Raw genomic sequence first — 23,769 nt, forward strand, 5'->3', positions numbered from 1 at the left:
ATCGTCCGGAGAATGGAAGTCCATAGCAGGGACGACGGATGGAGGCAGGATCAGCCTCCCGCTATTCCCAGGGCCGCATTCGCAGGAGTGCGGTCTTTTTTTTACGACGCGAAGTTCTTCAACGCGTCGCCTTCGAGCCGATACACCGTCCACTCACTCTGCGGCTTCGCGCCCGCCGCTTCGTAGAACTTGATGGCGGGCTCGTTCCAGTCCAGCACCGACCATTCGAAGCGGCCGCAGCCTTCGGCGACGGCGATGCGGGCGATGTGCTGCAGCAGTGCCTTGCCGGCGCCGCTGCCGCGGTGATCCGGGCTGACGTACAGGTCTTCCAGGTAGATGCCGTTGCGGCCCAGCCAGGTGGAATAGTTGTAGAAGTACACCGCGTAGCCGATGGCGGTGCCATCGACTTCGCACACCAGCGCGCGGGCCTTGGCGTCGCCGCCGAACAGGCTGGCGACGATGCCGGCTTCGTCGGTCTGCACCGACGATTCGGCCTTCTCATAGATCGCCAGTTCGCGGATGAAGCGCAGGATCAGCGCGGCATCGGCGGCGGTGGCGGTACGGATCTGCAGGCCGGCCGCGCCCATCCTCAGCCCCGCGCCTTGGCTACGTTGTGGCGCATCTGGTCGATCACGTCCTTGTAGCTGATCGGCGCATTGAAGATCGCCGAGCCGGCCACGAAGGCATCGGCACCGGCGGCGGCGATCGCGCCGATGTTGTCGGCCTTGACCCCGCCGTCGATCTCCAGGCGCACATCGCGGCCGCTGGCATCGATCTTCTGGCGGACCACGCGCAGCTTGTCCAGCGCCGAGGGAATGAAGGCCTGGCCACCGAAGCCCGGGTTGACCGACATCAGCAGCACCAGGTCCAGGTCGTCCAGCACCCAGTCCAGGATGTCGACCGGGGTGCCCGGGTTGAGTACCAGGCCCGGCTTGCAGCCCAGCGAGCGGATCAGCTGGATGGTGCGGTGCACGTGGCGACTGGCTTCAGGGTGGAAGCTGATGTACGTGGCACCGGCCTCGGCGAAGTCCGGAATGATGCGATCCACCGGCTCCACCATCAGGTGCACGTCGATCGGCGCGGTCACGCCGTGCTTGCGCAGCGCCTGGCAGACCATCGGGCCGATGGTCAGGTTCGGCACGTAATGGTTGTCCATCACGTCGAAGTGGACCCAGTCGGCGCCGGCGGCGAGCACGGTGTCCACTTCCTCGCCAAGGCGGGCGAAGTTGGCGGACAGGATGGACGGGGCAATGATGCAGTTGGACATGGCCGGGGCCTTCAGGGACGTGGAGAGGGGGCGGCGCGCGCTCAGCGCTTGCGCAGGGTCTTGATGCGGTCGTAGGCGGCGTTGAGCTGGCGCGACCGGCGTTCGGCCTGCTGGCGCAGCTCGGGGGCGGCGCCCACGACCTTGTCGGGGTGGTACTGGGACATCAGCCGGCGGTAGGCCAGGTCGACCTCGGCGTCGGTGGCCTCGGAGGTCAGCCCCAGCTCGCGGTAGGGGTTCTCCCTGTTCAGGCGGAACCAGTCGGAGTCAAAGGCATGCCCGATGAGCAGGCCGACCACGGCGCCAAACAGCGGATTGGGCCTGAAAAGCAGGGCGCCGGCGATGAATCCGAGCAGTTTTCCGTACCAGCGCATGGTCGTCGGGGCGGCCGTGGCAACAAGGGATCCTCATTTTACGTCACAGCGGGCCCAACCCGCTTTACACTAGGCCGCCCGCTGTCCCTGCGGGCCCTCCGGGTGCCCTGGGCAGCTGTCTCGACGAAGCCTCAGGAGTGCCCGTGCCGACCACGTTGTTGCAATCCGATCTCCCCGGCCTGCCCTTGCGCCATCGCGGCAAGGTGCGTGATGTTTTCGACATTCCACGCGAGCGGCTGCCTGCCGGCACCCCGCCGGGGGACTACCTGCTGATGGTCGCCACCGACCGTCTGTCCGCCTTCGACGTGGTGCTGCCCGATCCGATCCCGGGCAAGGGCGAAATGCTCTGCCAGGTGTCGAACTTCTGGTTCGCCAAGACCGCGCACCTGATGCCCAACCACCTGACCGGCATCGACGTGGCCAGCGTGCTGCCCGAAGGCGTGGACCCGGCCCTGTATGCCAAGCGCGCCGTGGTGACCCGCAAGCTCAAGCCGGTGCCGGTGGAAGCCATCGCCCGCGGCTACCTGATCGGCAGCGGCTGGAAGGACTACCAGCGCACCGGCAAGGTCAGCGGCATTGAACTGCCTGACGGCCTGCGCCAGGCCGAGCAGCTGCCCGAGCCGATCTTCACCCCCTCGACCAAGGCCGCCGTGGGCGACCATGACGAGAACATCGACTTCGACGCGATGGTGAAGGCGGTCGGTGCGGACCTGGCCGAACGCGTGCGCGACGCCACCCTGCGCATCTACAAGTTCGCCGCCGATTACGCGCGCGAGCACGGCATCATCCTGGCCGATACCAAGTTCGAGTTCGGGACCGACGCCGACGGCCGCCTGTACATCATGGACGAGATGCTGACGCCGGATTCCTCGCGTTACTGGCCGGCCGACGAGTACGAAGTCGGCACCAGCCCGCCGAGCTACGACAAGCAGTTCGTCCGCGATTACCTGGAGACCCTGGACTGGGGCAAGACCGCTCCGGGCCCGGCGATTCCGGCGGAGATCATCGAACGCACGCGCGCCAAGTACGCTGAAGCACTGCAGCGGCTGGCGGGAATTTCGGTCGATTGAGGAACCTCGATGTCCACGACTACCCAGCTTGTGCGACCCATCGACCGGTATTTCGCCAGCTACTCGGCTGACCACCGCAATACGCTGAACCAGCGCATCCATGTGGTGGCGGTACCGGCGATCCTGTGGTCGGTGGTCGCCCTGCTGTGGTGCCTGCCGCCGTTGATCACCTGGTTCCAGTACGGGGTGTGGGCGGGGGTGGCGATGTTCACCGCGTGGTGCTTCTACAACCGGCTCTCGCGCCGGTTGGGGCTGGGCATGCTGGCCTTCTTCTTCGTCTCCGGCTGTACCTGCCGGCTGCTGGAAGCCGAGATCGGCCTGGCCAACCTGGCCTGGCTGGGGCTGGGCGTGTTCGTGGTGGCATGGATCGCGCAGTTCATCGGCCACAAGTACGAAGGGCGCAAGCCCAGCTTCCTCACTGACCTGACCTATCTGTTGATCGGCCCGGCCTGGGTGATGGCCAAGTTCTACCACCGGATGGACTGGCGGTATTGAGCATGCGCCGGGCAGCGCCCGGCGCCACGCGAACCTGAACGAAAATCATGCTCACTCCTGCTCCACGCGGGCGGGTGGAGCATGGCCGTGGGAGTGCGGTTGGACGGGGGAACCGTTCATGTTCTGGACGCGGCTGCGCAGCGCGCAGCCCCCGTCATTGCTGGGCCGACCGGCCGCCGGACCGCGCGTTGCGCGGAATGTCCGGACGACTCCATACGCGATGGAACGTACCCGAATGGGCGTGTGCGTGGCGATAGAGAAAATGAATCACGCACGTTGCCTGCAATTGATGGCGTAATCGAGTCTTTCCGCGACAAATCCCCGCCTGTTAGACTGAAAGGCCTGCTCGTGAATCCCGCATTCCCTGCATGAATCCCAACCTTCTCCTGCTGCTTGCCCTGCCCTTCCTGCTGGCGGTGGCCGTGGCCGTGTTCAGCCGCAGCTCCCGCGCTACCGCCGCCTGGATGGCCGCCGCTGCCCCCGTGGGCGGCCTGGCGCTGCTGGCAACCATGACCCCCGGCATCCTGGATGGCGGGGTCGTGCGCAGTTTCGGGGAATGGCTGCCGCAGATCGGGCTGGCCTTTTCGCTGCGGCTGGACGGGCTGGCCTGGATGTTCGCCGGCATGGTGCTGGCGATCGGCGCGCTGGTGGTGATGTATGCGCACTACTACCTGAGCCCGCGCGACAACGCCCACCGCTTCTATTGTTACCTGCTGCTGTTCATGGGCGCCATGCTGGGCATGGTGCTGTCGGGCAACCTGCTGTTGCTGATGGTGTTCTGGGAAATGACCAGCATCAGCTCGTTCCTGCTGATCGGCTTCTGGTCGCACCGCCAGGACGCCCGCGAGGGCGCGCGGATGGCGCTGGTGGTGACCGGCGGTGGCGGCCTGGCGCTGCTGGGTGGCGTGCTGCTGATCGGACGCATCGTCGGCAGCTTCGAGCTGGACGCGGTGCTGGCCGCCGGCGACCTGATCCGCAGCAGCCCGCTGTACCCGTACGCGCTGTTCCTGGTGCTGGCCGGCATCTTCACCAAGAGCGCGCAGTTCCCGTTCCACTTCTGGCTGCCGCATGCCATGGCCGCACCGACCCCGGTGTCGGCCTACCTGCATTCGGCCACGATGGTGAAGGCGGGCGTGTTCCTGCTGGCGCGCCTGCACCCGGCGCTGGCCGGTACCGATCTGTTCTTCTATACGGTCAGCGGGATCGGCGCGCTGACCCTGCTGATCGGCGCCTGGAATGCGATCTTCCAGCACGACCTGAAAGGCCTTCTGGCCTATTCGACGATCTCCCATCTTGGCCTGATCACCCTGCTGTTCGGCCTGTCTACGCCGATGGCGGTGGTGGCCGGCGTGTTCCACATCCTCAACCACGCCACCTTCAAGGCCTCGCTGTTCATGGCCGCCGGCATCATCGACCATGAAACCGGCACCCGCGACATGCGCAAGCTGGGCGGGCTGCGGCGGTTGATGCCGTTCACCAGCGCGCTGGCGATCATCGCCTCGCTGGCGATGGCCGGCATTCCACTGCTCAACGGCTTCCTCTCCAAGGAAATGCTGTTCGCCGAGGCGATCACCGCGCAGGGACCGGAGCCGATGCGCATGGCGGTGTCCGTCGCCGCGCTGCTGGCCGGCGTGTTCGGCGTCGCCTACAGCCTGCGCTTCGTGCACGACACCTTCTTCGGCAAGGGCCCGCACGACCTGGACCGCGTGCCGCATGAGCCGCCGCGCTTCATGAAGGTGCCGGTGGAGATCCTCGTCATCATCTGCGTGGCGGTGGGCATCGCCCCGGCGATCACCGTGGCTCCGGTACTGCACGCGGCCGCCTTCTCCATCCTCGGTCCGGCCATGCCGCAGTACAGCCTGGCGCTGTGGCACGGGTTCAACCTGCCGCTGATGATGAGCATCGGCGGCGTGCTCGGCGGCATCGCGCTGTACTTCGGCCTGCGCCGCCTGATCAACCTGCATGCGGTGATCACCCGCGCCACCGGCCGCAACCTGTTCCACAAGCAGCTGGACGTGGTATTCGGCTTCGCCCACTGGCTGACCCACACGCTGGCCAACGGCAGCCTGCAGCGCATGCTGATGGCGCTGGTGGTGGTCGCCATCGTGGTCGCCGCCGCGCCGTTCGTGGCCAACCCGGTCTCGCCCAACTGGCCCTCGCCGCAGCCGCTGTCGCTGCTGGGCTGGGTGGTGTGGCTGGTGATGATGGCCTGCGCGCTGGGCGCGTTGTTCCTGTACCGGCAGCGCCTGCTGGCGGTGCTGGTGGTGGGCGGCACCGGGCTGATGGTCTCGCTGACCTTCGTGTACCTGTCCGCCCCCGACCTGGCGCTGACCCAGCTGCTGGTGGAGATGGTCACCCTGGTGCTGATGCTGCTGGGCATGAACTACCTGCCGGCGCAGTCGCCGCCGGAGAAGTCGCCGTGGCGCAAGCGCCGCGATGCGCTGATCGCAGTGGTCGGCGGTGCCGGCCTGGCCGCCATGGCCTACAGCGCCATGACCCTGCCGCCCAACACCATGGCCGGCGAAATGCTGGCGCGCGCCCTGCCCGAGGCGTATGGCGAGAACGTGGTGAACGTGATCCTGGTCGACTTCCGCGGGTTCGATACCTTCGGCGAGATCACCGTGTTCGGCATTGCCGCGCTGGTGGTGCACGCCATGCTGCGGCGCTCGCGCATGGCGCCGGAGCAGATCATGCCCGGCCCGCCGATCAAGCTGCCGGTGCCGGCCGACCTGGCCCAGGTGATGTTCCCGCTGACCCTCACCGTGTCCATCTTCCTGTTCCTGCGCGGCCACAACGCGCCGGGTGGCGGTTTCATCGCCGGCCTGGTGCTGGCGGTGCCGCTGCTGATCCAGTACGTCATCCAGGGCACCGAATCGGTGGAGTCGCGCTTCGGCTTCGACTACATCCGCTGCATCGGCGCGGGCCTGTTGATCGCCATCGTCAGCGGCAGTGCATCGATGCTGTTCGGCGTGCCGTTCCTGACCAGCGGCCACATCGACCTGGAACTGCCGTTGATCGGCACGGTACCGCTGGCCAGTGCAATCGGCTTCGACACCGGCGTGTACCTGGTGGTGTTCGGCGGGGCGATGCTGATCCTGTCGATGATGGGCACGGTGAAGCCTTCGCGTACCCGCGACTCGCGCAAGGGCGAGATCGATCCCACCCGCCGTTCGGCACTTACCGGGGAGACCCACTGATGGAACTGGCCCTGGCAAGTGCGATCGGCGTACTGGGTGCGATCGGCATCTACCTGCTGCTGCGTGCGCGCAGCTTCGATGTGATCCTCGGCATGACCTTCCTGTCCTACGCGACCAACCTGCTGATCTTCGCCGGCGGTCGCCTGGTCAGCGGCAAGGCACCGGTGCTGCGCCAGGGACTGGATTCCAACCTGGGCAACTACACCGACCCGCTGCCGCAGGCGCTGGTACTGACCGCGATCGTCATTGCCTTCGCGATGACCGCGGTGAGCATCGTGCTGGCCATGCGCAGCCGCAGCGACAACCACAGCGACCATGTCGACGCGCACGAGGATGAGGCGGCCGAGCAGCCCGACACCGCGCCCGGCCGGGAGGGCGGCGCATGAACCATGCGGTGATCCTGCCCATCCTGATTCCGCTGGTCGGTGCTGCGTGTTCGCTGTTCGTCGAACACCGTCGCTACGGGCCGACGGTGCAGCGCACGGTGGCGTGGACCACGTTGGCCGCGCTGGCCGCGGCCGTGGGACTGTTGTTCGCGCAGACCGCCGACGGCAGCATCGCGGTCTACCTGCTGGGCGACTGGCCGTCGCGGCTGGGCATTTCACTGGTGGCTGACCGGCTGTCGAGCTGGATGCTGCTGACCACCGTGCTGCTGGCCATCCCCTGCCTGCTGCACGCCTGTTCGGGCTGGGACCGCCGCGCGCCGCACTTCCATGCGCTGTTCCAGTTCCAGCTGGTCGGCCTGAACGGTGCGTTCCTCACCGGCGACATCTTCAACCTGTTCGTGTTCTTCGAGGTGATGCTGATCGCCTCGTACGGCCTCCTGCTCAGCGGCGGGCGCGGCCTGCGCATGCGCATCGGCCTGCACTACGTGGTGTTCAACGTCACCGCCTCGACCCTGTTCCTGATCGCACTGGGCCTGCTGTATGCCTCGCTGGGCTCGCTCAACATGGCCGAGCTGTCCCAGCGCATCGCCGAAGTACCTGCCAGCCACCTGACCCTGACCAAGGCCACGATGGGCCTGCTGCTGCTGGTGTTCTGCAGCAAGGCGGCGCTGATGCCGCTGTACCTGTGGCTGCCTGAAGCCTATGCGCGCGCGCCGGCGGCGGTGGCTGCCCTGTTTGCGATCATGACCAAGGTCGGCCTGTACGCCGTGCTGCGGGTCAGCAGCCTGTGGTTCGGCGAGGACGCCGGTGCCATGGCGGGCTACGGCAGCCAGTGGCTGTTCTGGGCCGGCGTGGGCACGCTGCTGCTCGGTGGGCTGGGCGTGCTGGCCGCTGCCCGCCTGCGCGTGCTGATCTCCTACCTGGTGGTGGTGTCGGCGGCGACGCTGTTCATCGCCTTCTCCATCCGCACCCCGGAGGTGCTCTCGGCCGGGCTGTACTACCTGCCGCACAGCACCTTCGTGGCCGCCGCGCTGTTCCTGGTTGCCGACCTGATCCGACGCCGCCGTGGCGGCGCCAGCGACCGCAAGGAAATCATCGCGCCGATGCCGGGCAAGGAAACGCCTGCGGTGTTGTTCCTGATCGGGGCGGTGTCGGTGGCCGGTCTTCCACCGCTGTCCGGGTTCCTGGCCAAGGCGGCGCTGCTGGCCGGCATGCCGGCGCAGTACACCGCCGTGGTCTGGGCCGCCGTGCTCGGCAGCAGCCTGATGGTGATCGTGGGCATCACCCGCGGTGGCATCCGCCTGTTCTGGCACGTGCCGGTGCTGGAAGAAGGCGTGCCGCCGCCGCGCAAGGCCCCCACGCGCACCGTTGAGCTGTTCGCGGCCGCGCTGCTGCTCTGCTACGGCATCGGCATGAGCGTGTTCGCCAATCCGTTGATGCAGTACACCGATGCCATGGCCGCCCAGCTGCTCACGCCGCAGGACTACGTGGGCGAACTGCGTGCCACCACGCCGGAGATCCGCAACCCATGAGCCGTCGCCCGCTGTTCCGCCGCGTGTTTCCCTCGCCGTCGCTGAGCGTGATGGTGACGGCGTTCTGGGTGCTGATGTCCGACAGCTTCACCCTGGGCCAGATCCTGCTGGGCATGGTGTTGGGCGTGGTGGTGCCGTTGTTCGCCGCGCGGCTGGACCGTGAGTTCGCCCGCATCGGCACATTGCGGCCGCTGCCCAAGCTGGTCTGCGTGACGCTGTGGGACATCCTGGTCTCCAACATCCGCGTGGCGATCCAGGTGCTGGGGCCGGAGCGCCGGATCCACCCCGGCTTCATCTGGCTGCCCCTGGACATCGCCAACATCCACGGGATTGCCGCGTTGACCAGCATGATCACCCTGACCCCGGGCACGGTGTCGGCCGCGCTGTCCGACGATCGCCGCTATCTGCTGGTGCATGTGCTGCACCTGGAAGATCCAGACGCGCTGATCAGGGAGATCAAGCGCCGTTACGAAGCCCCGCTGATGGAGATTTTCCCATGACCGGTTTCACCTTCATCCAGACCACCATGGCGGTGTGCATGCACATCGTCGGACTGGCCATGCTGATGGCCACCTGGCGCCTGCTGCGCGGACCGACCGTGCCCGACCGCATCCTGGCGCTGGACACCATGTCGGTCACCGCCATCGCCGAACTCATGCTGTTCGGCATGTACCTCAACTCGGCGGTGTACTTCGAAGCGGCGCTGCTGATTGCGATGCTGGGCTTCGGCAGCACCGTGGTGCTGAGCAAGTTCGTGCTGCGCCGGGACATCGTCGAATGATCACCTTCATCCAGATCGCGCTGTCGCTGCTGCTGCTGTTCGGCTGCTTCTTCATCCTGGTCGGTGCGCTGGGGCTGGTGAAGCTGGACACGTTCTTCAAGCGCCTGCATGCGCCGACCAAGGCCAGCACGCTGGGCGTGGGCTGCGTGCTGGTGGGCTCGGTGCTGTACCACATCTTCCTGGGCGAAGACCCGCAGCCGCGCGAGCTGCTGATCACCGTGTTCCTGTTCATCACCGCCCCGATCAGCGCGCACATGATGGCCAAGGCGGCGCTGTCGCTGATGATGGAAAAGCGCCCGAGTCTGCCGGGGAATGAGACGGCGGAAGAGGAGCAGTTGCCGCCGCCTCGTCCGGAACCCGCTGGGGACCCGGAACAGAAGAGCTGATCCGGCACCGCGTGGGACACGCATGGCGTGTCGCTACGCGTGCTGGCGAGCCCATTGGCGTAGCGACACGCCATGCGTGTCCCACGCGGTCCCGAAACGTTCCAAAGCAATCAACCCAACAATGCCAGCTCGAGAATCACCCAGCCCACGAAGGCCACCAGCAGGATCCCGCCTTCCTTCCGGCTGACCACCAGGTCGCCGCGCAGCATCGGGTACAGCACCAGCACGAAGGCGATGGCCGCCGGCAGCTCCAGCTTCACGAATGATTCGGGCAGCGCCAGCGGGCGCAGCGCGGCCATGCCGCCTACCACCACCAGCAGGTTGAACAGGCTCGAGCCGATCACGTGGCCCAGCACCATGTCGCCCTGGCCACGGCGTGCCGCCACGACGGCTGCCGCCACTTCGGGCAGCGCGGTACCAATGGCGACCGGCAGCAGGCCGACCAGCAACGGCGACCAACCCAGGCTGGCGCCCATCACCGGCGCCGCACCGACGATCCAGCGCGCGCCGTAGTACAGGCACACCGCCGCGAACACCACCCGGATCAGGTTGAGCCCCAGGCCGGTGCGGGTCATCGCGTAACCAGCAATCGCTTCCCGCACCGGTTCCGATTCCCGCTTCGCCGCACGCAGCACGAAGGCCAGCAGCGCAACGAAGCCCAGCAGCAGCACCGCGCCTTCCCAGCGCGCGATCACCCCGTCCAGGCCGAACACGATCAGCGCCAGGCTGGCCACGGCCAGCAGGATCAGCAGCGGCGAGAGCAGCCGTGCCCGCACCAGCAGCGGTGCCGCCAGCGCCGCCAGGGCAAGGGTCAGGCCCACGTTGACGATGTTGCTGCCCACCGCGTTGCCCAGCGCCAGGTCCTCGGCGCCGACCACGAACGCGCGTGCATTGACCACCAGTTCCGGCAGCGAGGTGCCGAAGGTGACCAGCAACAGCCCCGCCACGAAGGGCGAGGCGCCGAAGCGCTGGGCCAGCCCGGAGGCGGCCTTGACGATGGAGTCGCCACCCAATGCAAGCAGCAGCAGGCCCAGCAGGAACCAAGCGGTAGCAGCGATCATCGGTGGATCCCCAGGTGTCGTGGCCCGATTCTAGGAACAGCCTTCCACGTAGTCCACCTGCGGGGTCTGCCCGACCCGCCAGGCGGTGACCTTGCCGTCGCCGTCGATCTCGAAGTTGATCAGCGCGCCGCCCTCGGCCACCGGACGCACCCGCAGGTTGTGGCCGCGTTCGTCGTACTTGTGCGGCATCAGGTCGCCGCGTTCCGGGTACAGGGTCTGCAGCTGGCCCAGCGACATGCCGACCTTGCCGCCACCGGGTGCGGCGATCCGGTCGTTGCGCACGTCATAACGGACCAGGCGGTTGCCTTCGATCATCAGGATCACATCGTCGGCCTGGCTGCCCTGCGGCCGCAGGGCGTGGCAGTAATCATCGGGAACCTCTCCCTGCAGGGGCTCCTTCCACGCGCTGCGCACGTCCTCCAGGGACGAACCGAGGGTCAGCGGACCGTAGCCGTCGAGGCGTGCCGGACCCTGCGCGGCGGGCTCTGCGGCCGACGTGGCAGGCGAGGTGCCCGCAGGAGGTGCGGCCGCAGCCGGCTCGGCCACCGCCGCCTCCGCGTCGGTCGACGGGGTTTCCGGGGCGCGATCGCAGGCACTCAGTGCCAGCGCGATGCCCAAGGCCAGAATGCCTCCCAGCTGTTTCATATGCACGTCCTCCTCTGGATGGTCCGCAGGCTAGCGTGGGCAATGTGCAGCCCATGCATGCAGAGCGTGCCTGTCATCACAGTTACACCTGGGCCGTTCAGGCTCGGCGTGCACCGCTTCGACCCCTATGCCCATGCAACCGCGCAAGACCGATCTCGCCCGCGACGCCCTGCAGGCCCACCGTGCGCCCCTGGACATGCGCCAACGGCGCCTGCTCATCCTGTGCGATGGCCAGCGCGACCTGGCCCAGCTCTCAGCCATGATCGGGCCGGAGGCGTCGGCCATGGTGATCCAGCTGATCCAGGCCGGGTACCTGATGTCGACGGCACCGGCGGAACCCGCACCCGCAGCTGCACCGCTGACCTCCCCGTCAATCGCTGCACCCGCGCCTGCGGCGTCCACGGCCGCGCCGGTCACCGAGCGCCGCCGCTCGATGGTGGCCGCACGCATCTACCTGCTCGGCATCCTGGAACTCCAGCGGCACCCGCAGGCCGCCGCACTGCTGTACGCGCTGCAGCAGTCGCGCAGCGACGACCAGGTGATCGCGGCCCTGCACAACGCGCTGGACGCCCTGCCCGGCCTGACCTCGCCCGGCTACTGCGAGCGGGTCCGCCAGCGCCTGTTCGAGGTGCTGCCGGAGTCGCACCTGGCGCAACTGGAACAGGCCGGGGTGGTGGCGGGCTGACGCCCGCCTCGAATCACGCGCTGAAGTTCTTCTTCAAACCCTTCCAGCACTGCTGGTAGCCACGCTGGCGGTGCGCAGCGTCCATCGCCTGCGCGGTGGGACGGATCACGCCGCGGGTCTCGAACATGAAGGCCATGGTGTCCTTGATCACGTCCGGCTTGCTGAGGTCGGCGGCAGACGCCTTCTCGAACGTGGCCGCATCCGGGCCATGCCCGCTCATGCTGTTGTGCAGGGACGCACCACCGGGCACGAAACCTTCGGCCTTGGCGTCGTACGCGCCATGGATCAGGCCCATGAACTCGCTGGCGATGTTGCGGTGGAACCACGGCGGCCGGAACGTGTCCTGCGCCACCAGCCAGCGGGGCGGGAAGATGGCGAAGTCCATGTTGCTGGTGCCCGGCGTGTCGCTGGGCGAATGCAGCACCAGGAAGATCGACGGGTCCGGATGGTCGTGGCTGATCGAGCCGATGGTGTTGAAGCGGCGCAAGTCGTAGCGGTACGGCGCGTAGTTGCCATGCCAGGCCACCACGTCCAGCGGCGAGTGGTCGATGGGCGCACGCCACAGCTGGCCCTGGAACTTGGTGATCAGTTCGAAGTCGCCGTCCACATCCTCGTAGGCGGCGTGCGGGGTTTCGAAATCGCGCGGGTTGGCCAGGCCGTTGGAGCCGATCGGCCCCAGGTCGGGCAACTTGAGCAGCGCGCCGAAGTTCTCGCACACATAGCCACGTGCCTGTCCGTCCGGCAGTTCGACGCGGAAGCGCACGCCGCGCGGGATCACCGCGATCTGCTGCGGTTCGATCTCGATCACGCCGAGCTCGGTAAGCAGGCGCAGCCGACCCAGCTGCGGCACGATCAGCAGCTCGCCGTCGGCGTCGTAGAAGTAACGGCCCTGCATGTCGGCGGTAGCCGCGTACAGGTGGATGCCCACCCCGCCATGCGCGTCGGGCGAACCGTTGCCGCCCATGGTGTACAGGCCGTCGACGAAGTCGGTCGGCGTGCCCGGCAGCGGCAGCGGGTCCCAGCGCAGCTGGTTGGGCGACACCGCGCCGTGCGCGAAGTCGCTGTGCAGGTGCGGCTGCGCGTACGGCTGGAACTCGCCGTGCGTCACCGCCGGGCGGATCCGGTACACCCAGCTGCGCCGGTTGCTGCCGCGCGGTGCGGTGAAGGCGGTGCCGGACAGCTGTTCGGCATACAGCCCGTGCGCGACCCGCTGCGGTGAATTGCGGCCAACCGGCAGCGCGCCCTCCACCGCCTCGGTGGCGAACTCGTTGCCGAAACCGGTCTGGTAGCCGCGTGCGGAGATGGAGGACGTCATGGTCGGTTCCCTTTTTACAGAACGCCGCGCTTGATCTGGTCGCGCTCGATGCTTTCGAACAGCGCGGTGAAGTTGCCTTCGCCGAAGCCTTCGTTGCCCTTGCGCTGGATGATTTCGAAGAAGATCGGCCCGATGCAGTTGGTGGTGAAGATCTGCAGCAGCTTGCGCTGCTTGGTTTCCGGGTCGGCGTCGATCAGGATCTTGTTCTTCGCCAGTCGCGCCACGTCTTCGCCGTGGCCCGGCACGCGCATGTCGATCACGTCGAAGTAGGTCTCCGGCGTGTCCAGGAACTCCACGCCCTGCGCGCGCATCGCTTCCACGGTGTCGTAGATGTTCTCGGTGAAGCAGGCGATGTGCTGGATGCCCTCGCCCTTGTACGCGTCCAGGTACTCGTTGATCTGGCTCTTCGGGTCGGACGATTCATTCAACGGAATGCGCACGATGCCGTCCGGCGCGGTCATCGCCTTGGACACCAGGCCGGTCTTCAGGCCCTTGATGTCGAAGTAGCGGATCTCGCGGAAGTTGAACAGGCGCTCGTAGTAATCCGACCACTGCTGCATGTTGCCGAAGTACAGGTTGTGGGTCAGGTGGTCGATGAAGGTCAGGCCGAAGCCGACCGGCCGCTGATCTGCACCTTCGATCGGCGCATAGTCGGTGTCGAACATGCTGCCGTTGGCACCATAACGATCCACCAGGTACAGCATGCAGTCGCCGATGCCCTTGATCACCGGGGCCGGCACCGCCTTGGTTTCCGGCTTGAAGTCGACCACCTCGGCACCGTTGCCCAGCGCAAGCTGCAGCACTTCCTCGCCCGGCTTCTTGAAGCGGATCGCGAAGCCGCAGGCGCACGGACCGTGCTTGTCGGCGAAGTCCGAGGCGAACGAATCGGGTTCTTCATTGACCAGGAAATTGACGTCGCCCTGGCGGTACACGGTGATGGCGCGCTGCTTGTGGCGCAGCACGGCGGTGAAACCCATCTTGCGGAAATACGCGTGCAGTTCGGCACCCCGACCGGCCGGCGCGGCGAATTCGACGAACTCGAAGCCGTCGATGCCCATCGGGTTCTCGAAGGTGGTGACCTGCATGCCGGGGTTGGGGGCGTGCGACGCGGTTGCGGGCTGGCTGCTCATGATTGGGCTCCGAAGCGGCCCACCCCCGGAAAAAACCAGGTGCGGGCGGAAGGCAGACCCGCGAGAATGCGGAATCCGGAAACAAGGTTATAGTTTCACATGAAACCACCATCAAGGTGCACCGCAGCATGAGCCCAGCCGATCCCAGCAGCCACAGCATCCGTGCTTCGCACGCCCTGCTCGACCTGGAGCAGTTCCTGCCCTACCGGCTGAGCGTCCTGTCCAACCGGGTCAGCGGCAATATCGCCAAGCTGTATGGGGACCGATACGGTCTGGCGATTCCCGAATGGCGGGTGATCACCATCCTGGCGCTGTATCCGGGCTCGTCGGCCAGCGAGGTCTCCGACCGCACCGCGATGGACAAGGTGGCGGTCAGCCGGGCCGTGGCAAGACTGCTCGAACGCGGCTTCATCAAGCGTGAAACCCATGGCGACGACCGCCGCCGCTCGGTGCTGGCGCTGTCTGCGGCCGGCTTCGAGGTGTACGAGACCATCGCCCCGCTGGTGATCGAGATCACCCGCAAGCTGATGTCGGTGCTCAGCGAGGAGGAGGAGCAGATGCTGGAAAAGCTGATCCTGCGCCTGGCCGGGGATGGCCTGCAGCGGATGGACGAGGGCTGACCGGACGCGTCAGCTCAGATGCTTCCGCCGCGCATGCACCCACGGCGCGGCCAGCGCACCGATCGCACCGGCGGCCAGGCCCAGTGAGGCGGCCACGGCGGCCGCTTCCAGCGCGCCCGGCAACGCCAGCGCGGCAATCACCAGCAGCGCGGCCGGCAGCGCGATGAAGGTGGCCAGGAAGTACCGCCAGCGCGGCGCCCACGTCCCCACCTGGAGCAGGCTGACCGGCATCCAGGTTTCGCCTGACGCGTCTTCGGCCAGTTTGGCCACCACCTTGGGCAGGTCCACTTCCACCGGACCTTTGCCGGTGCGTGCGGTGGCCAGCGCCCGTGCCACTTCGTCGATGGCCGGGTACGACGCCGGCCAGGGCGTGGGAGCTCCCACGCCGTAGGCGGTCAGCAGCGGCACGCTCAGCCACGGCGCCAGCAGGGGGCGCAGCTTGCGACGGTCGAGCACGCACCAGACCTGGGGCACGCCATGGGCCACCACGCTGTACAGCGCCAGCTGGCCGGGTTCGGGATACGGCAGCACATGCACCCGCGCGGCCATGCTGGGGTAGCCCATCTGGCGCAGGAAACCGGGGCGGGTACGCCCTTCCTGCGCCCAGGCCAGGCCCAGCGGCGTAACCAGGTAGGCTTCGGCCGGGTCTTTCACCCCGGCGCTGGCGCGGTCGTCGCTGGCCAGGAAGAACGCCAGCGATTTCGGTTCCGCCACATCGGCGTGGTTCCAACGACCGCTGTCGCCCAGCACGTGCCTGAGCGGCAGCCGCGCCGGCGCGGTTTCGGCCTTGGTTGTGTTGTGCAGGTAGGGCAGCACCGAGAGCACGAAGGCCTGCAGGTCCACGCCGCGCGTGCCGTTGCCCTGCCATTCGGCCGGCAGCACGCCGGCCAGCGCCGGGTTGCGCGCCAGTGCGTCCAGCTGCGTCTTCTGCTCCACCAGCTTCTGCACGGCCGCCTTGAGCAGCACGTTGTCCGGGACCGACACCAGCGGCAGGCGGTAGAACATCGCACCCGGGTCGGGCGTGTCGGCATCGCCACCGTGCGCGGAGTGGTCGTCCAGCAACACGTCCGCCGGCGGCAGGCTCACGCCGCCCGGTGCTTCGAGGGCGGTGTCTGATGTGCTGTCACTGGAGGCAGGCTGCATCCGTTCATTAGCGGCGCCACATCCAGGAACTGTAGTGCCGGCCGCCGGCCGGCTCCCCATGGAACCTCGCTGTGCGAGGAGCCGGCCAGCGGCCGGCACTACGTCTAAGCCGGTCCACGGGAACCATCGCAAAAAAAATGCCGCGATGATCGCGGCATTTTCCGGGCTATCAGGGCGCCTGTGGCGGCGCCCAGTCCTTCATGAAGGCCACGAACTTGTCGCGGTTGTAGCCCTTGGGCTGGCCCTTGTCGGCTTCCAGCTCGCCGGTGAACTGCGAGTGCAGCAGCTTGCCCTGCGCGTCCAGCACGAACAGGTGCGGGTAGCCCTTGATCTGCGGGTACTGCGACAGGAACGCGGCGTTCTCGTTGTCCTCGCTGTAGTTCACCTTCATCCAGACGTAGTTGGCGTCGCGGAAGCTGCGGATCTCCGCATCGCCCTCGACGAACGCGTCCAGCAGGTGGCACCACGAACACCACTCCCCGCCCACGTCCAGCACGATCCGCTTGCCACCGCGCTGGGCTTCGACCTTGGCGGTGGCCAGGTCGGCCACCGGGTCGCGGGCCGGGTCGAACTGTGCATTGAGCGCGGCCACCGCAGCGACGTCCGCGGCAGCCGGCGTGTTGCCCGAGGCCACCGGTTGGCTGGGATCGGCCACCGGTGGCTTCTGCTCGGTGGTGTCCAGCGGCTGCGCAGGTGCGGCGGTGGGCGCAGACGGCGAACAGGCGGCCAGCAGGCCGGCCACGATCAACGAAGAACCCAGAGCAGACATGCGCATCGCAGACCTCACTTGACGCCGTGCATCAGCTTGTTGATCAGCGGCGCGATCAGGAACAGCACCACGCCCGACCCGATCAACGCCCAGAAGCCGAAGGTGTACCCCTTCAGCGCCGACTCCACGGTCATGCCGCCTTCGCCGCTCACCGCGCCGGCGAAGATGCCCGACAGGTTGTTGCCGATGCCGGTGGACAGGAACCAGCCACCCATGCCGAAACCGACCAGGCGCACCGGCGCCAGCTTGGTCACCATCGACAGGCCGATCGGCGACAGGCAGAGCTCACCCACGGACTGGATCACGTAGACCATGAACAGCGTCCAGAACGGGATCTTGCCGTCCACCACCATGCTGGACAGGGCCAGCATCAGCAGCGCGAACGCAGCGCCGTTGAACAGCAGGCCCAGGCCGAACTTGCGCGGGATGGACGGGTTGGCACGGCCGAGCTTGATCCAGATCCAGGCGATGATCGGGGCCAGCGCGATGATGGCCACCGAGTTCACCGACTGGAACCACGCGGTCGGGAAGGTCCAGCCACCCAGGTTGCGGTTGACGATGTTGTCGGCCAGGAAGGTGAAGGAGCTGCCGGCCTGTTCGAAGAACATCCAGAACATCACGTTGAAGGTGAAGATGATCAGCATCGCGATGACGCGGTCGCGCTGGACCTTGCCTTCGCGGATGCCTTCCACCAGCAGCAGCGCGCCCAGCGCCACGAACATGATGCCGAGGATCCAGGCCAGCGCGGTGGCGCCGGTGGAGAGCAGGAAGTAGGCCACCGGAATGGCGACCAGCGAACCGACGAACACCATCACCACGCGGCCCATGCCTTCGCCACCGGCCGGCGGCGCGCCGATGCCCTTGAGGCCAGCGCGACCGATGTAGAACCACACCAGGCTGAGCAGCATGCCGATGCCCGAGGCGATGAACACCATCTTGTAGGACGGCATCGCTTCGGTACCGAACACCTTCTCGGCCAGGAACTGGGTCAGCACCGGGGCGATCATCGCGCCGATGTTGATGCCCATGTAGAAGATGGTGAAGCCCGAGTCGCGGCGCTCATCCTTCAGGCCGTACAGCTTGCCGACCATGGTGGAGATGTTCGGCTTGAACAGGCCGTTGCCGATGATGATCGTGGCCAGGCCGAATTCGAACACTTCCTTGTTCGGCATCGCGACCATGAACAGACCGGCCGCCATGATCACCGCACCGGTCAGGATCGAGCGCTGGTAGCCCAGCACGCGGTCGGCCACATAGCCGCCGAAGATCGCGGCCGCGTACACCAGCGCCAGGTAGGCACCGTAGGTGCGGCTGGCCGCAGCCTGCCCGGCCGAGTCGCCATTGAAGAACTGGGAGACGATGTACAGCACCAGCGCCCAGCGGATCCCGTAGAACGCGAAGCGCTCCCAGAACTCGGTCATGAACAGCATCCACAGCGGGCGCGGATGGCCCAGCGTGGTCTTGAACTCCGGCAACGCCGGTTCGGGAACGGATTTCGCGGCGGCGTCTACGCTCATGCGGGATTCCTGGGTTCGGTGGAAGACATGCACGTCCGATGTGCGAAACAGCGCGGGAGAATCCCAGAACAACGGCGTTCACGTCAAATACACACCGATCCTTGCAGGTGACGGCAAGGTTGCTGAACTTGCACCTGCAACCATCGCCCCACCGCCGCCAGTGCAGCAACGGCGGGGCCTGCCGCACCGTACGGCGGTTCCGGCAGGCAAACATGAATGGGTGGCGGCAGCGCCGCGCCGGCTCAGGCGTCCGGCGGCAGCGGATCGTCGTTGCGGATCGTGGTGCGCACCTGGAACAGCTCCGGGAAGAAGGTCAGCTCCAGCGCCTGGCGGAGGAACCCCACCCCGCTGGACCCGCCGGTGCCGCGCTTGAAGCCGATCACCCGCATCACCGTACGCATGTGGCGGAAGCGCCACAGCTGGAAGGCGGTTTCCAGGTCCACCAGGTCTTCGCACAGCGCGTACTCGCGCCAGTAACGGTCGGTGTTCTGGTAGATCCGCTCGAACACCGGCAGCAGCGTGTCGTCGGAGACATGCGGCGACTGCCAGTCGCGCGCCTGGTAACCGTCCGGGATGTCGTGGCCGAAGCGTGCCAGGTAGCGCAGGAATTCCTCGTACAGGCTGGGCGCGTCCAGTACCTGCTGCAGCTGCGCCTGCCCGGCCGGGTCGTGCGAGAACACCTGCAGCATCTGCGCGTTCTTGTTGCCCAGCAGGAACTCGATGTAGCGGTACTGCAGCGACTGGAAGCCCGAGGACGGGCCCAGCACGTCGCGGAAGCCCATGTATTCGGATGGGGTCAGCGTTTCCAGCACCGACCACTGCTCGGTGAGCTGGCGCAGCACCTGCTTGCTGCGCGCCAGCACCTTCTGGCACTGCCAGACCTGGTCGTTCTGCAGGAAGCCGATCGCCGCGCGCAGCTCGTGCCCCAGCAGTTTCAGCCACAGCTCCGAGGTCTGGTGCTGGATGATGAAGAGCATCTCGTCGTGGTGCGGCGGGTTGGACAGCGGCTGCTGCGCCGAGAGCAGCTGGTCCAGCCGCAGGTAGCCGCCATAAGTGAGGCGGCCTTCCAGGTCGGTGTGGATGCCGGCTTCCAGATCGCGTTGGTTCTTGTCGACAGACATGGCGGGGACCGCTTGAGGGGGAGAAAGGGTAGCGCAGTGGCCGCGTCCCTGGGCAGGCCGCACCCTACGCTGGCGTGTGGAGCCGGCGGGGTCCCGCGTTCAGCGCGGACGGCGGCCGGGACCGGCTTGGGCGGGGCCGCAGGCGGCGAACCGCTCATGCGCCGTTGATACAACTGAATACGTTGATGTTATTGGCGTTGGGGGTCCTTCCCGGGGTATACCGGGGTGCTGCCCGGGGCAGTTCTTGCTGCGCCGCAGGACGGCTTTTTCATACGCCTTCCTTAACATGGCAATTCATATCATTTGTAACTTCCTGTCGAAGGTGCAGTACGCAATGACGGTTGCCGCTGAGTTCAAGATCGAATACCTGCAGTACCTGGACACGGACGGCACGCTCGTCCGCGATGACCTGCCCGAAGCCCTGCGCGACCCGCGCGCGCTGCTGCCGATGTTCAAGCAGATGCTGTTCGTGCGCGTGTTCGACGGCAAGTCGATCGCGCTGCAGCGTACCGGCAAGCTGGGTACCTACGCCGCCTGCCTGGGCCATGAAGCCGCGCACGTGGGCATTGGCGCGGCCATGCAGAAGGACGACGTGTTCGCCCCCTCCTACCGCGAGTATGGCGCCATGTTCATGCGTGGCGTGCGCCCGCGCGACGTCCTGATGTACTGGGGCGGCGACGAGCGCGGCAACGACTACGGCGGCAATGCGGCCAAGGACTTCCCGTTCTGCGTGCCGATCTCCACCCAGTGCCTGCACGCCGCCGGCGCTGCACTGAAGTTCAAGCTCAACCACGAGAAGCAGATCGCCGTGGCCGTCTGCGGCGACGGCGGCAGCTCCAAGACCGACTTCTACGCTGCGCTGAACTCGGCCGGTGCCTACAAGCTGCCGCTGATCCTGTGCATCGTGAACAACGGCTGGGCGATCTCGGTGCCGCGTTCGGCCCAGACCGGCGCGGAAACGCTGGCCCAGAAGGGCCTGGCCGGTGGCCTGCACTGCCTGCAGGTGGACGGCAACGACCTGATCGCGGTGATGGCCGCCATGCTGCAGGCGCGTGAGCGCGCGCTGGCCGGCGACGGTGGCACCGTGCTGGAACTGATGACCTACCGCCTGTCCGACCACACCACCGCCGATGACGCGCGCCGCTACCGCGGCGATGCCGAGGTGAAGGACGCCTGGCAGCGCGAACCGATGCTGCGCCTGCGCAAGTACCTGATCGGTGCCGGCGTGTGGAGCGAGGAAGAAGAGCAGGCGTGGACCGTCGAGTGCGGCAATCGCGTGGACGAGGAAGTGAACCTGTACCTCAACACCCCGGTGCAGCCGGTCGAGGCGATGTTCGATTTCCTGTATGCCGATCCGCCGCAGGACCTGCTGGCCCAGCGCGCACAGGCGATTGCCCTGGAGCAGCGCCATGGATGAGATCAAGAACGGCGCCTCCGGCGCGCAGACCAACGCCGCCGACAGCGCCGCCGTCGCGCGCGGAGAAGAGACGATGACCAGCACCCCCATCACCCTCATCGAAGCCATCACCCAGGCCCTGGCCTGGGAGCTTGAGCACGACAAGTCGGTGCTGGTGCTCGGCGAGGACGTCGGCGTCAACGGCGGCGTGTTCCGCGCCACCGCCGGCCTGCAGCAGCGCTTCGGCGCCGACCGCATCCTGGACACCCCGCTGGATGAAACCACCATTGCCGGCCTGACCATCGGCCTGGCCGCACAGGGCATGAAGCCGGTCGCAGAAGCCCAGTTCGACGGCTTCATGTACCCGATGGTGGACCACATCGTCTGCCACGCCGCGCGCCTGCGTTACCGGACCCGTGGCCGCCTGCACTGCCCGATGGTGCTGCGCGTGCCGTGGGGCGGCGGCATCCGTGCGCCGGAACACCACAGCGAAGCCAACGAAGCGATCTTCACCAACGTGCCGGGCCTGCGCGTGGTGCTGCCGTCTTCGCCGCAGCGCGCCTACGGTCTGCTGCTGGCCGCGATCCGTGAACCGGATCCGGTGATCTACATGGAACCCAAGCGCATCTACCGCCAGTACAAGGAAGTGGTGGTCAACGACGGCGAAGCGCTGCCGCTGGACGTGTGCTTCGTGCTGCGCGACGGCACCGACGTGACCGTGGTGACCTGGGGCGCGCAGGTGAAGGAAGCGCTGGAAGCGGCCGACAAGCTGGCCGGCGAAGGCATCAGTGCCGAAGTGATCGACGTGGCCACGCTGCGTCCGCTCGACTTCGCCACCATCGCCGAGTCGGTGGCCAAGACCGGCCGCTGCGTGATCGTGCAGGAAGCCCCGAAGACCGCGGGCTTCGGCGCTGAAATCGCCGCGCGCCTGGCCGAGGAATCGCTGTACGACCTGCTCGCACCGGTCGAACGCGTCACCGGCTACGACACCCACATTCCGCTGTTCCGCCTGGAAATGAAGTACCTGCCGAGCGTGGACCGGATCGTCAGCGCGGCCAAACGCGCGGTGGCGGCAGGCTGACATGCGGGCCCGTCTCCTAGGCCCGTACCGCAGCCAGTACCCCAACCCGCTCCGGTTCCGCACCGGCCAGATCGTCGAACTGGGTGTTCGTGACGAGGAATGGCCGGCGTTTGCCTGGGTACGCACCGATGACGGGCGTGCCGGCTGGGCACCGGTGGCGTGGTTGCAGCGGTTGGACGACGGTCGCGCAGAGGCCCTGCGCGACTACGACGCCCGCGAACTGGACGTGGACAGCGGCGAAATGGTCAAACTGCATCATGAACACGGCGGCTGGTGGTGGTCCGAACGCGCGAACGGCGCGACGGGCTGGCTGCCGGCCCGCGATCTCGAACTGCTGGAAGAGAACTGCACATGAGTGAGAACAAGAATTTCCACCTGCCCGACCTCGGCGAAGGCCTGCCGGACGCCACCATCGTCGAGTGGTTCGTCAAGGAAGGCGACGTGATCAAGCTGGACGAGCCGCTGGTCTCGATGGAGACCGCCAAGGCCGTGGTTGAAGTGCCCTCGCCGTTCTCCGGCAAGGTACTGAAGCTGGCCGGCGGTGCCGGCGACATCATTCCCACCGGCAGCGTGCTGGCCCAGTTCGAACTGGACCCGAACCTGCCGCAGCGCGCCGATGGCCAGGACACCGGCCACAGCCACGGCCACGCGGCCGCGGCGCCGACCCCGAGTACCGGCCAGACTGCTCCGGCCCAGCCGGCCAAGGTGGTGGCTTCGGACGACGGCGGCGAGATCGCCAAGCCGGGCGCCGAGCGCGAAGACGAAGGCACCGTGGTCGGTGCGATGCAGAGCTCCAATGCCGTGCATGCCGAACAGGCTGTGGCGGTAGGCGGGGTCAAGGCCGTGCCGGCGGTGCGCGCCACCGCGCGCAAGCTGGGCGTGGACCTGACCCGCGTGCGCGCCACCGGCGCCGACGGCGCGGTGACCATGGCCGACGTCAAGCAGGCCGCTGCCGATGGCAGCGCCAAGGTCGGTGCCGCACCGGCGCCTGCCGCGGCTGCCCCGGTGGCGGCTGCCGCGCCGGTCGCACGCGCCGCTGAAGCCCGCGCACCGTTGTCGGCCGCCGGCAAGCCGATGCGCACCCAGCCGCCGGGCGTGGTCGCCAAGGGCCAGCCGGAACAGCTGAAGGGCGTGCGCCGCAACATGGCGCGGGTGATGGCCGACGCGCACAGCAAGGTCGTGCCGACCACGCTGAACGACGACGCCGACATCCATGCCTGGGCCCCGGGCAACGACATGACCGCCCGCCTGGTGCGTGCGATCGTGGTCGGTTGCCAGAAGGTCCCGGCGCTGAATGCCTGGTTCGACGGCGACGCCCTGACCCGCACCCTGCACGCGCACGTGGACGTGGGCATCGCGGTGGACACCGACGACGGCCTGTTCGTACCGGCCCTGCGCAACGCCGACGTGCTGGATGCACGCGGCATCCGCGAAGGCGTGAACCGCCTGCGTGAGCAGGTCGAAGCGCGCTCGATCGCGGCCTCGGAGCTGAGCGGCTATACCATTTCGCTCTCCAACTTCGGCATGTTCGCCGGCCGCTATGCCACCCCGGTGGTGGTACCGCCGTGCGTGGCCATCGTCGCCGCCGGCCGTGCCCGCCACCAGATGACCCCGGTCATGGGCGGCGTGGAAGCGCACAAGGTGATCCCGCTGTCGGTCACGTTCGACCACCGCGCCGCCACCGGTGGCGAAGCCGCCCGCTTCCTGCGCGCGATGCTGGACGACCTGGCCCTGGCCAACTGACCGGCGCCAGGTGAGGAAGTGACGACGGCCACCGCAGGGTGGCCGTCGTCGTTTGAGG

At 67.3% G+C, this 23,769-nt stretch carries 25 protein-coding genes; 14 read left to right on the plus strand and 11 right to left on the minus strand.

All coding sequences use genetic code 11. From position 1 onward, the window contains the following. Window positions 1-101: 101 nt before the first annotated feature. Genes HGB51_RS09820 through HGB51_RS09830 form a run of 3 tightly spaced genes read right to left on the minus strand, consistent with a single transcriptional unit; the run spans window position 102 to window position 1,638 of the window. Entirely contained in the window at window positions 102-587 is a 486-nt protein-coding gene (locus tag HGB51_RS09820; RefSeq protein ID WP_070207434.1) for a GNAT family N-acetyltransferase, read from the minus strand. Between the two features lie 2 nt (window positions 588-589). Continuing rightward, window positions 590-1,267: a ribulose-phosphate 3-epimerase gene (gene rpe, locus HGB51_RS09825; protein WP_070207433.1), complete on the minus strand. Its 678-nt coding sequence runs from the start codon at window positions 1,265-1,267 to the stop codon at window positions 590-592. A 41-nt stretch (window positions 1,268-1,308) separates the two neighbouring features. Continuing rightward, entirely contained in the window at window positions 1,309-1,638 is a 330-nt protein-coding gene (locus tag HGB51_RS09830) for a J domain-containing protein (RefSeq protein ID WP_070207432.1), read from the minus strand. Between the two features lie 143 nt (window positions 1,639-1,781). Between HGB51_RS09830 and HGB51_RS09835 the strand changes: the two genes are divergently transcribed. The 8 genes from HGB51_RS09835 (at window position 1,782) to HGB51_RS09870 (ending at window position 9,485) form a co-directional block, all read left to right on the plus strand. Further along, window positions 1,782-2,708 carry a phosphoribosylaminoimidazolesuccinocarboxamide synthase gene (locus HGB51_RS09835; protein ID WP_070207431.1) on the plus strand — a complete coding sequence of 309 codons (927 nt, stop codon included), beginning with the start codon at window positions 1,782-1,784 and terminating at the stop codon, window positions 2,706-2,708. A gap of 9 nt (window positions 2,709-2,717) precedes the next feature. Beyond that, window positions 2,718-3,203 (plus strand): Mpo1 family 2-hydroxy fatty acid dioxygenase, encoded by a 486-nt coding sequence (locus HGB51_RS09840; RefSeq protein WP_070207430.1) that lies wholly within the window; start codon window positions 2,718-2,720, stop codon window positions 3,201-3,203. Window positions 3,204-3,571: 368 nt separating this feature from the next. Then, window positions 3,572-6,400, plus strand: coding sequence for a monovalent cation/H+ antiporter subunit A (locus HGB51_RS09845; RefSeq protein ID WP_070207429.1), 2,829 nt, complete (start codon window positions 3,572-3,574; stop codon window positions 6,398-6,400). Continuing rightward, window positions 6,400-6,786 carry a Na+/H+ antiporter subunit C gene (locus HGB51_RS09850; protein WP_070207428.1) on the plus strand — a complete coding sequence of 129 codons (387 nt, stop codon included), beginning with the start codon at window positions 6,400-6,402 and terminating at the stop codon, window positions 6,784-6,786. Before HGB51_RS09845 ends, HGB51_RS09850 begins: the two co-directional genes overlap by 1 nt. Then, window positions 6,783-8,318: a monovalent cation/H+ antiporter subunit D gene (locus HGB51_RS09855; RefSeq protein WP_070207427.1), complete on the plus strand. Its 1,536-nt coding sequence runs from the start codon at window positions 6,783-6,785 to the stop codon at window positions 8,316-8,318. Before HGB51_RS09850 ends, HGB51_RS09855 begins: the two co-directional genes overlap by 4 nt. Further along, window positions 8,315-8,818 (plus strand): Na+/H+ antiporter subunit E, encoded by a 504-nt coding sequence (locus HGB51_RS09860; RefSeq protein WP_070207426.1) that lies wholly within the window; start codon window positions 8,315-8,317, stop codon window positions 8,816-8,818. Before HGB51_RS09855 ends, HGB51_RS09860 begins: the two co-directional genes overlap by 4 nt. Beyond that, window positions 8,815-9,099: a K+/H+ antiporter subunit F gene (locus HGB51_RS09865; RefSeq protein ID WP_070207425.1), complete on the plus strand. Its 285-nt coding sequence runs from the start codon at window positions 8,815-8,817 to the stop codon at window positions 9,097-9,099. The genes HGB51_RS09860 and HGB51_RS09865 overlap by 4 nt, the downstream gene beginning before the upstream one ends. Further along, on the plus strand, window positions 9,096-9,485 hold the full coding sequence (locus tag HGB51_RS09870; protein ID WP_070207424.1) for a Na+/H+ antiporter subunit G: 390 nt from the start codon (window positions 9,096-9,098) through the stop codon (window positions 9,483-9,485). Before HGB51_RS09865 ends, HGB51_RS09870 begins: the two co-directional genes overlap by 4 nt. Before the next feature lie 110 nt (window positions 9,486-9,595). Here HGB51_RS09870 and HGB51_RS09875 read toward each other — a convergent pair whose 3' ends face one another. Both HGB51_RS09875 and HGB51_RS09880 read right to left on the minus strand, forming a co-directional pair. Then, window positions 9,596-10,546, minus strand: coding sequence for a sodium:calcium antiporter (locus HGB51_RS09875; RefSeq protein WP_070207423.1), 951 nt, complete (start codon window positions 10,544-10,546; stop codon window positions 9,596-9,598). A gap of 30 nt (window positions 10,547-10,576) precedes the next feature. Further along, window positions 10,577-11,191: a hypothetical protein gene (locus tag HGB51_RS09880; RefSeq protein WP_070207422.1), complete on the minus strand. Its 615-nt coding sequence runs from the start codon at window positions 11,189-11,191 to the stop codon at window positions 10,577-10,579. A gap of 133 nt (window positions 11,192-11,324) precedes the next feature. Between HGB51_RS09880 and HGB51_RS09885 the strand changes: the two genes are divergently transcribed. Then, window positions 11,325-11,876 carry a hypothetical protein gene (locus HGB51_RS09885; protein ID WP_070207421.1) on the plus strand — a complete coding sequence of 184 codons (552 nt, stop codon included), beginning with the start codon at window positions 11,325-11,327 and terminating at the stop codon, window positions 11,874-11,876. Between the two features lie 13 nt (window positions 11,877-11,889). Here the strand turns inward: HGB51_RS09885 and hmgA are convergent, their stop codons facing one another. After that, entirely contained in the window at window positions 11,890-13,191 is a 1,302-nt protein-coding gene (gene hmgA, locus HGB51_RS09890) for a homogentisate 1,2-dioxygenase (RefSeq protein ID WP_070207420.1), read from the minus strand. Between the two features lie 14 nt (window positions 13,192-13,205). Further along, the gene (gene hppD, locus HGB51_RS09895) at window positions 13,206-14,321 is read right to left on the minus strand and encodes a 4-hydroxyphenylpyruvate dioxygenase (protein WP_070207419.1); all 1,116 of its coding nucleotides are present in this window, start codon (window positions 14,319-14,321) and stop codon (window positions 13,206-13,208) included. A gap of 128 nt (window positions 14,322-14,449) precedes the next feature. Between hppD and HGB51_RS09900 the strand changes: the two genes are divergently transcribed. Further along, window positions 14,450-14,941 (plus strand): MarR family winged helix-turn-helix transcriptional regulator, encoded by a 492-nt coding sequence (locus HGB51_RS09900; protein WP_070207418.1) that lies wholly within the window; start codon window positions 14,450-14,452, stop codon window positions 14,939-14,941. A 9-nt stretch (window positions 14,942-14,950) separates the two neighbouring features. Here HGB51_RS09900 and HGB51_RS09905 read toward each other — a convergent pair whose 3' ends face one another. From HGB51_RS09905 to HGB51_RS09920, 4 genes are all read right to left on the minus strand, one after another. Next, window positions 14,951-16,027 carry a hypothetical protein gene (locus tag HGB51_RS09905; protein ID WP_256123595.1) on the minus strand — a complete coding sequence of 359 codons (1,077 nt, stop codon included), beginning with the start codon at window positions 16,025-16,027 and terminating at the stop codon, window positions 14,951-14,953. Between the two features lie 226 nt (window positions 16,028-16,253). Continuing rightward, window positions 16,254-16,859, minus strand: a complete 606-nt coding sequence (locus HGB51_RS09910) for a thioredoxin family protein (protein WP_070207416.1) — start codon at window positions 16,857-16,859, stop codon at window positions 16,254-16,256. 8 nt (window positions 16,860-16,867) lie between these two features. Further along, window positions 16,868-18,370 carry a peptide MFS transporter gene (locus tag HGB51_RS09915; RefSeq protein WP_070207415.1) on the minus strand — a complete coding sequence of 501 codons (1,503 nt, stop codon included), beginning with the start codon at window positions 18,368-18,370 and terminating at the stop codon, window positions 16,868-16,870. 242 nt (window positions 18,371-18,612) lie between these two features. After that, window positions 18,613-19,491: a tryptophan 2,3-dioxygenase gene (locus HGB51_RS09920; RefSeq protein WP_070207414.1), complete on the minus strand. Its 879-nt coding sequence runs from the start codon at window positions 19,489-19,491 to the stop codon at window positions 18,613-18,615. 334 nt (window positions 19,492-19,825) lie between these two features. On the opposite strand from HGB51_RS09920, the gene pdhA reads away from it, so the two are divergent. The 4 genes from pdhA to HGB51_RS09940 are packed head-to-tail and all read left to right on the plus strand — an operon-like array spanning window position 19,826 to window position 23,711. Then, window positions 19,826-20,908: a pyruvate dehydrogenase (acetyl-transferring) E1 component subunit alpha gene (pdhA, locus tag HGB51_RS09925; protein WP_070207413.1), complete on the plus strand. Its 1,083-nt coding sequence runs from the start codon at window positions 19,826-19,828 to the stop codon at window positions 20,906-20,908. Continuing rightward, window positions 20,901-21,968 (plus strand): alpha-ketoacid dehydrogenase subunit beta, encoded by a 1,068-nt coding sequence (locus HGB51_RS09930; RefSeq protein WP_070207412.1) that lies wholly within the window; start codon window positions 20,901-20,903, stop codon window positions 21,966-21,968. The genes pdhA and HGB51_RS09930 overlap by 8 nt, the downstream gene beginning before the upstream one ends. A 1-nt stretch (window position 21,969) precedes the next feature. Continuing rightward, the gene (locus tag HGB51_RS09935; RefSeq protein ID WP_070207411.1) at window positions 21,970-22,323 is read left to right on the plus strand and encodes an SH3 domain-containing protein; all 354 of its coding nucleotides are present in this window, start codon (window positions 21,970-21,972) and stop codon (window positions 22,321-22,323) included. Further along, window positions 22,320-23,711 carry a dihydrolipoamide acetyltransferase family protein gene (locus HGB51_RS09940; RefSeq protein ID WP_070207410.1) on the plus strand — a complete coding sequence of 464 codons (1,392 nt, stop codon included), beginning with the start codon at window positions 22,320-22,322 and terminating at the stop codon, window positions 23,709-23,711. Before HGB51_RS09935 ends, HGB51_RS09940 begins: the two co-directional genes overlap by 4 nt. Window positions 23,712-23,769: the final 58 nt, after the last annotated feature.

It is taken from the genome of Stenotrophomonas bentonitica, from assembly GCF_013185915.1.
GTDB lineage: Bacteria > Pseudomonadota > Gammaproteobacteria > Xanthomonadales > Xanthomonadaceae > Stenotrophomonas > Stenotrophomonas bentonitica.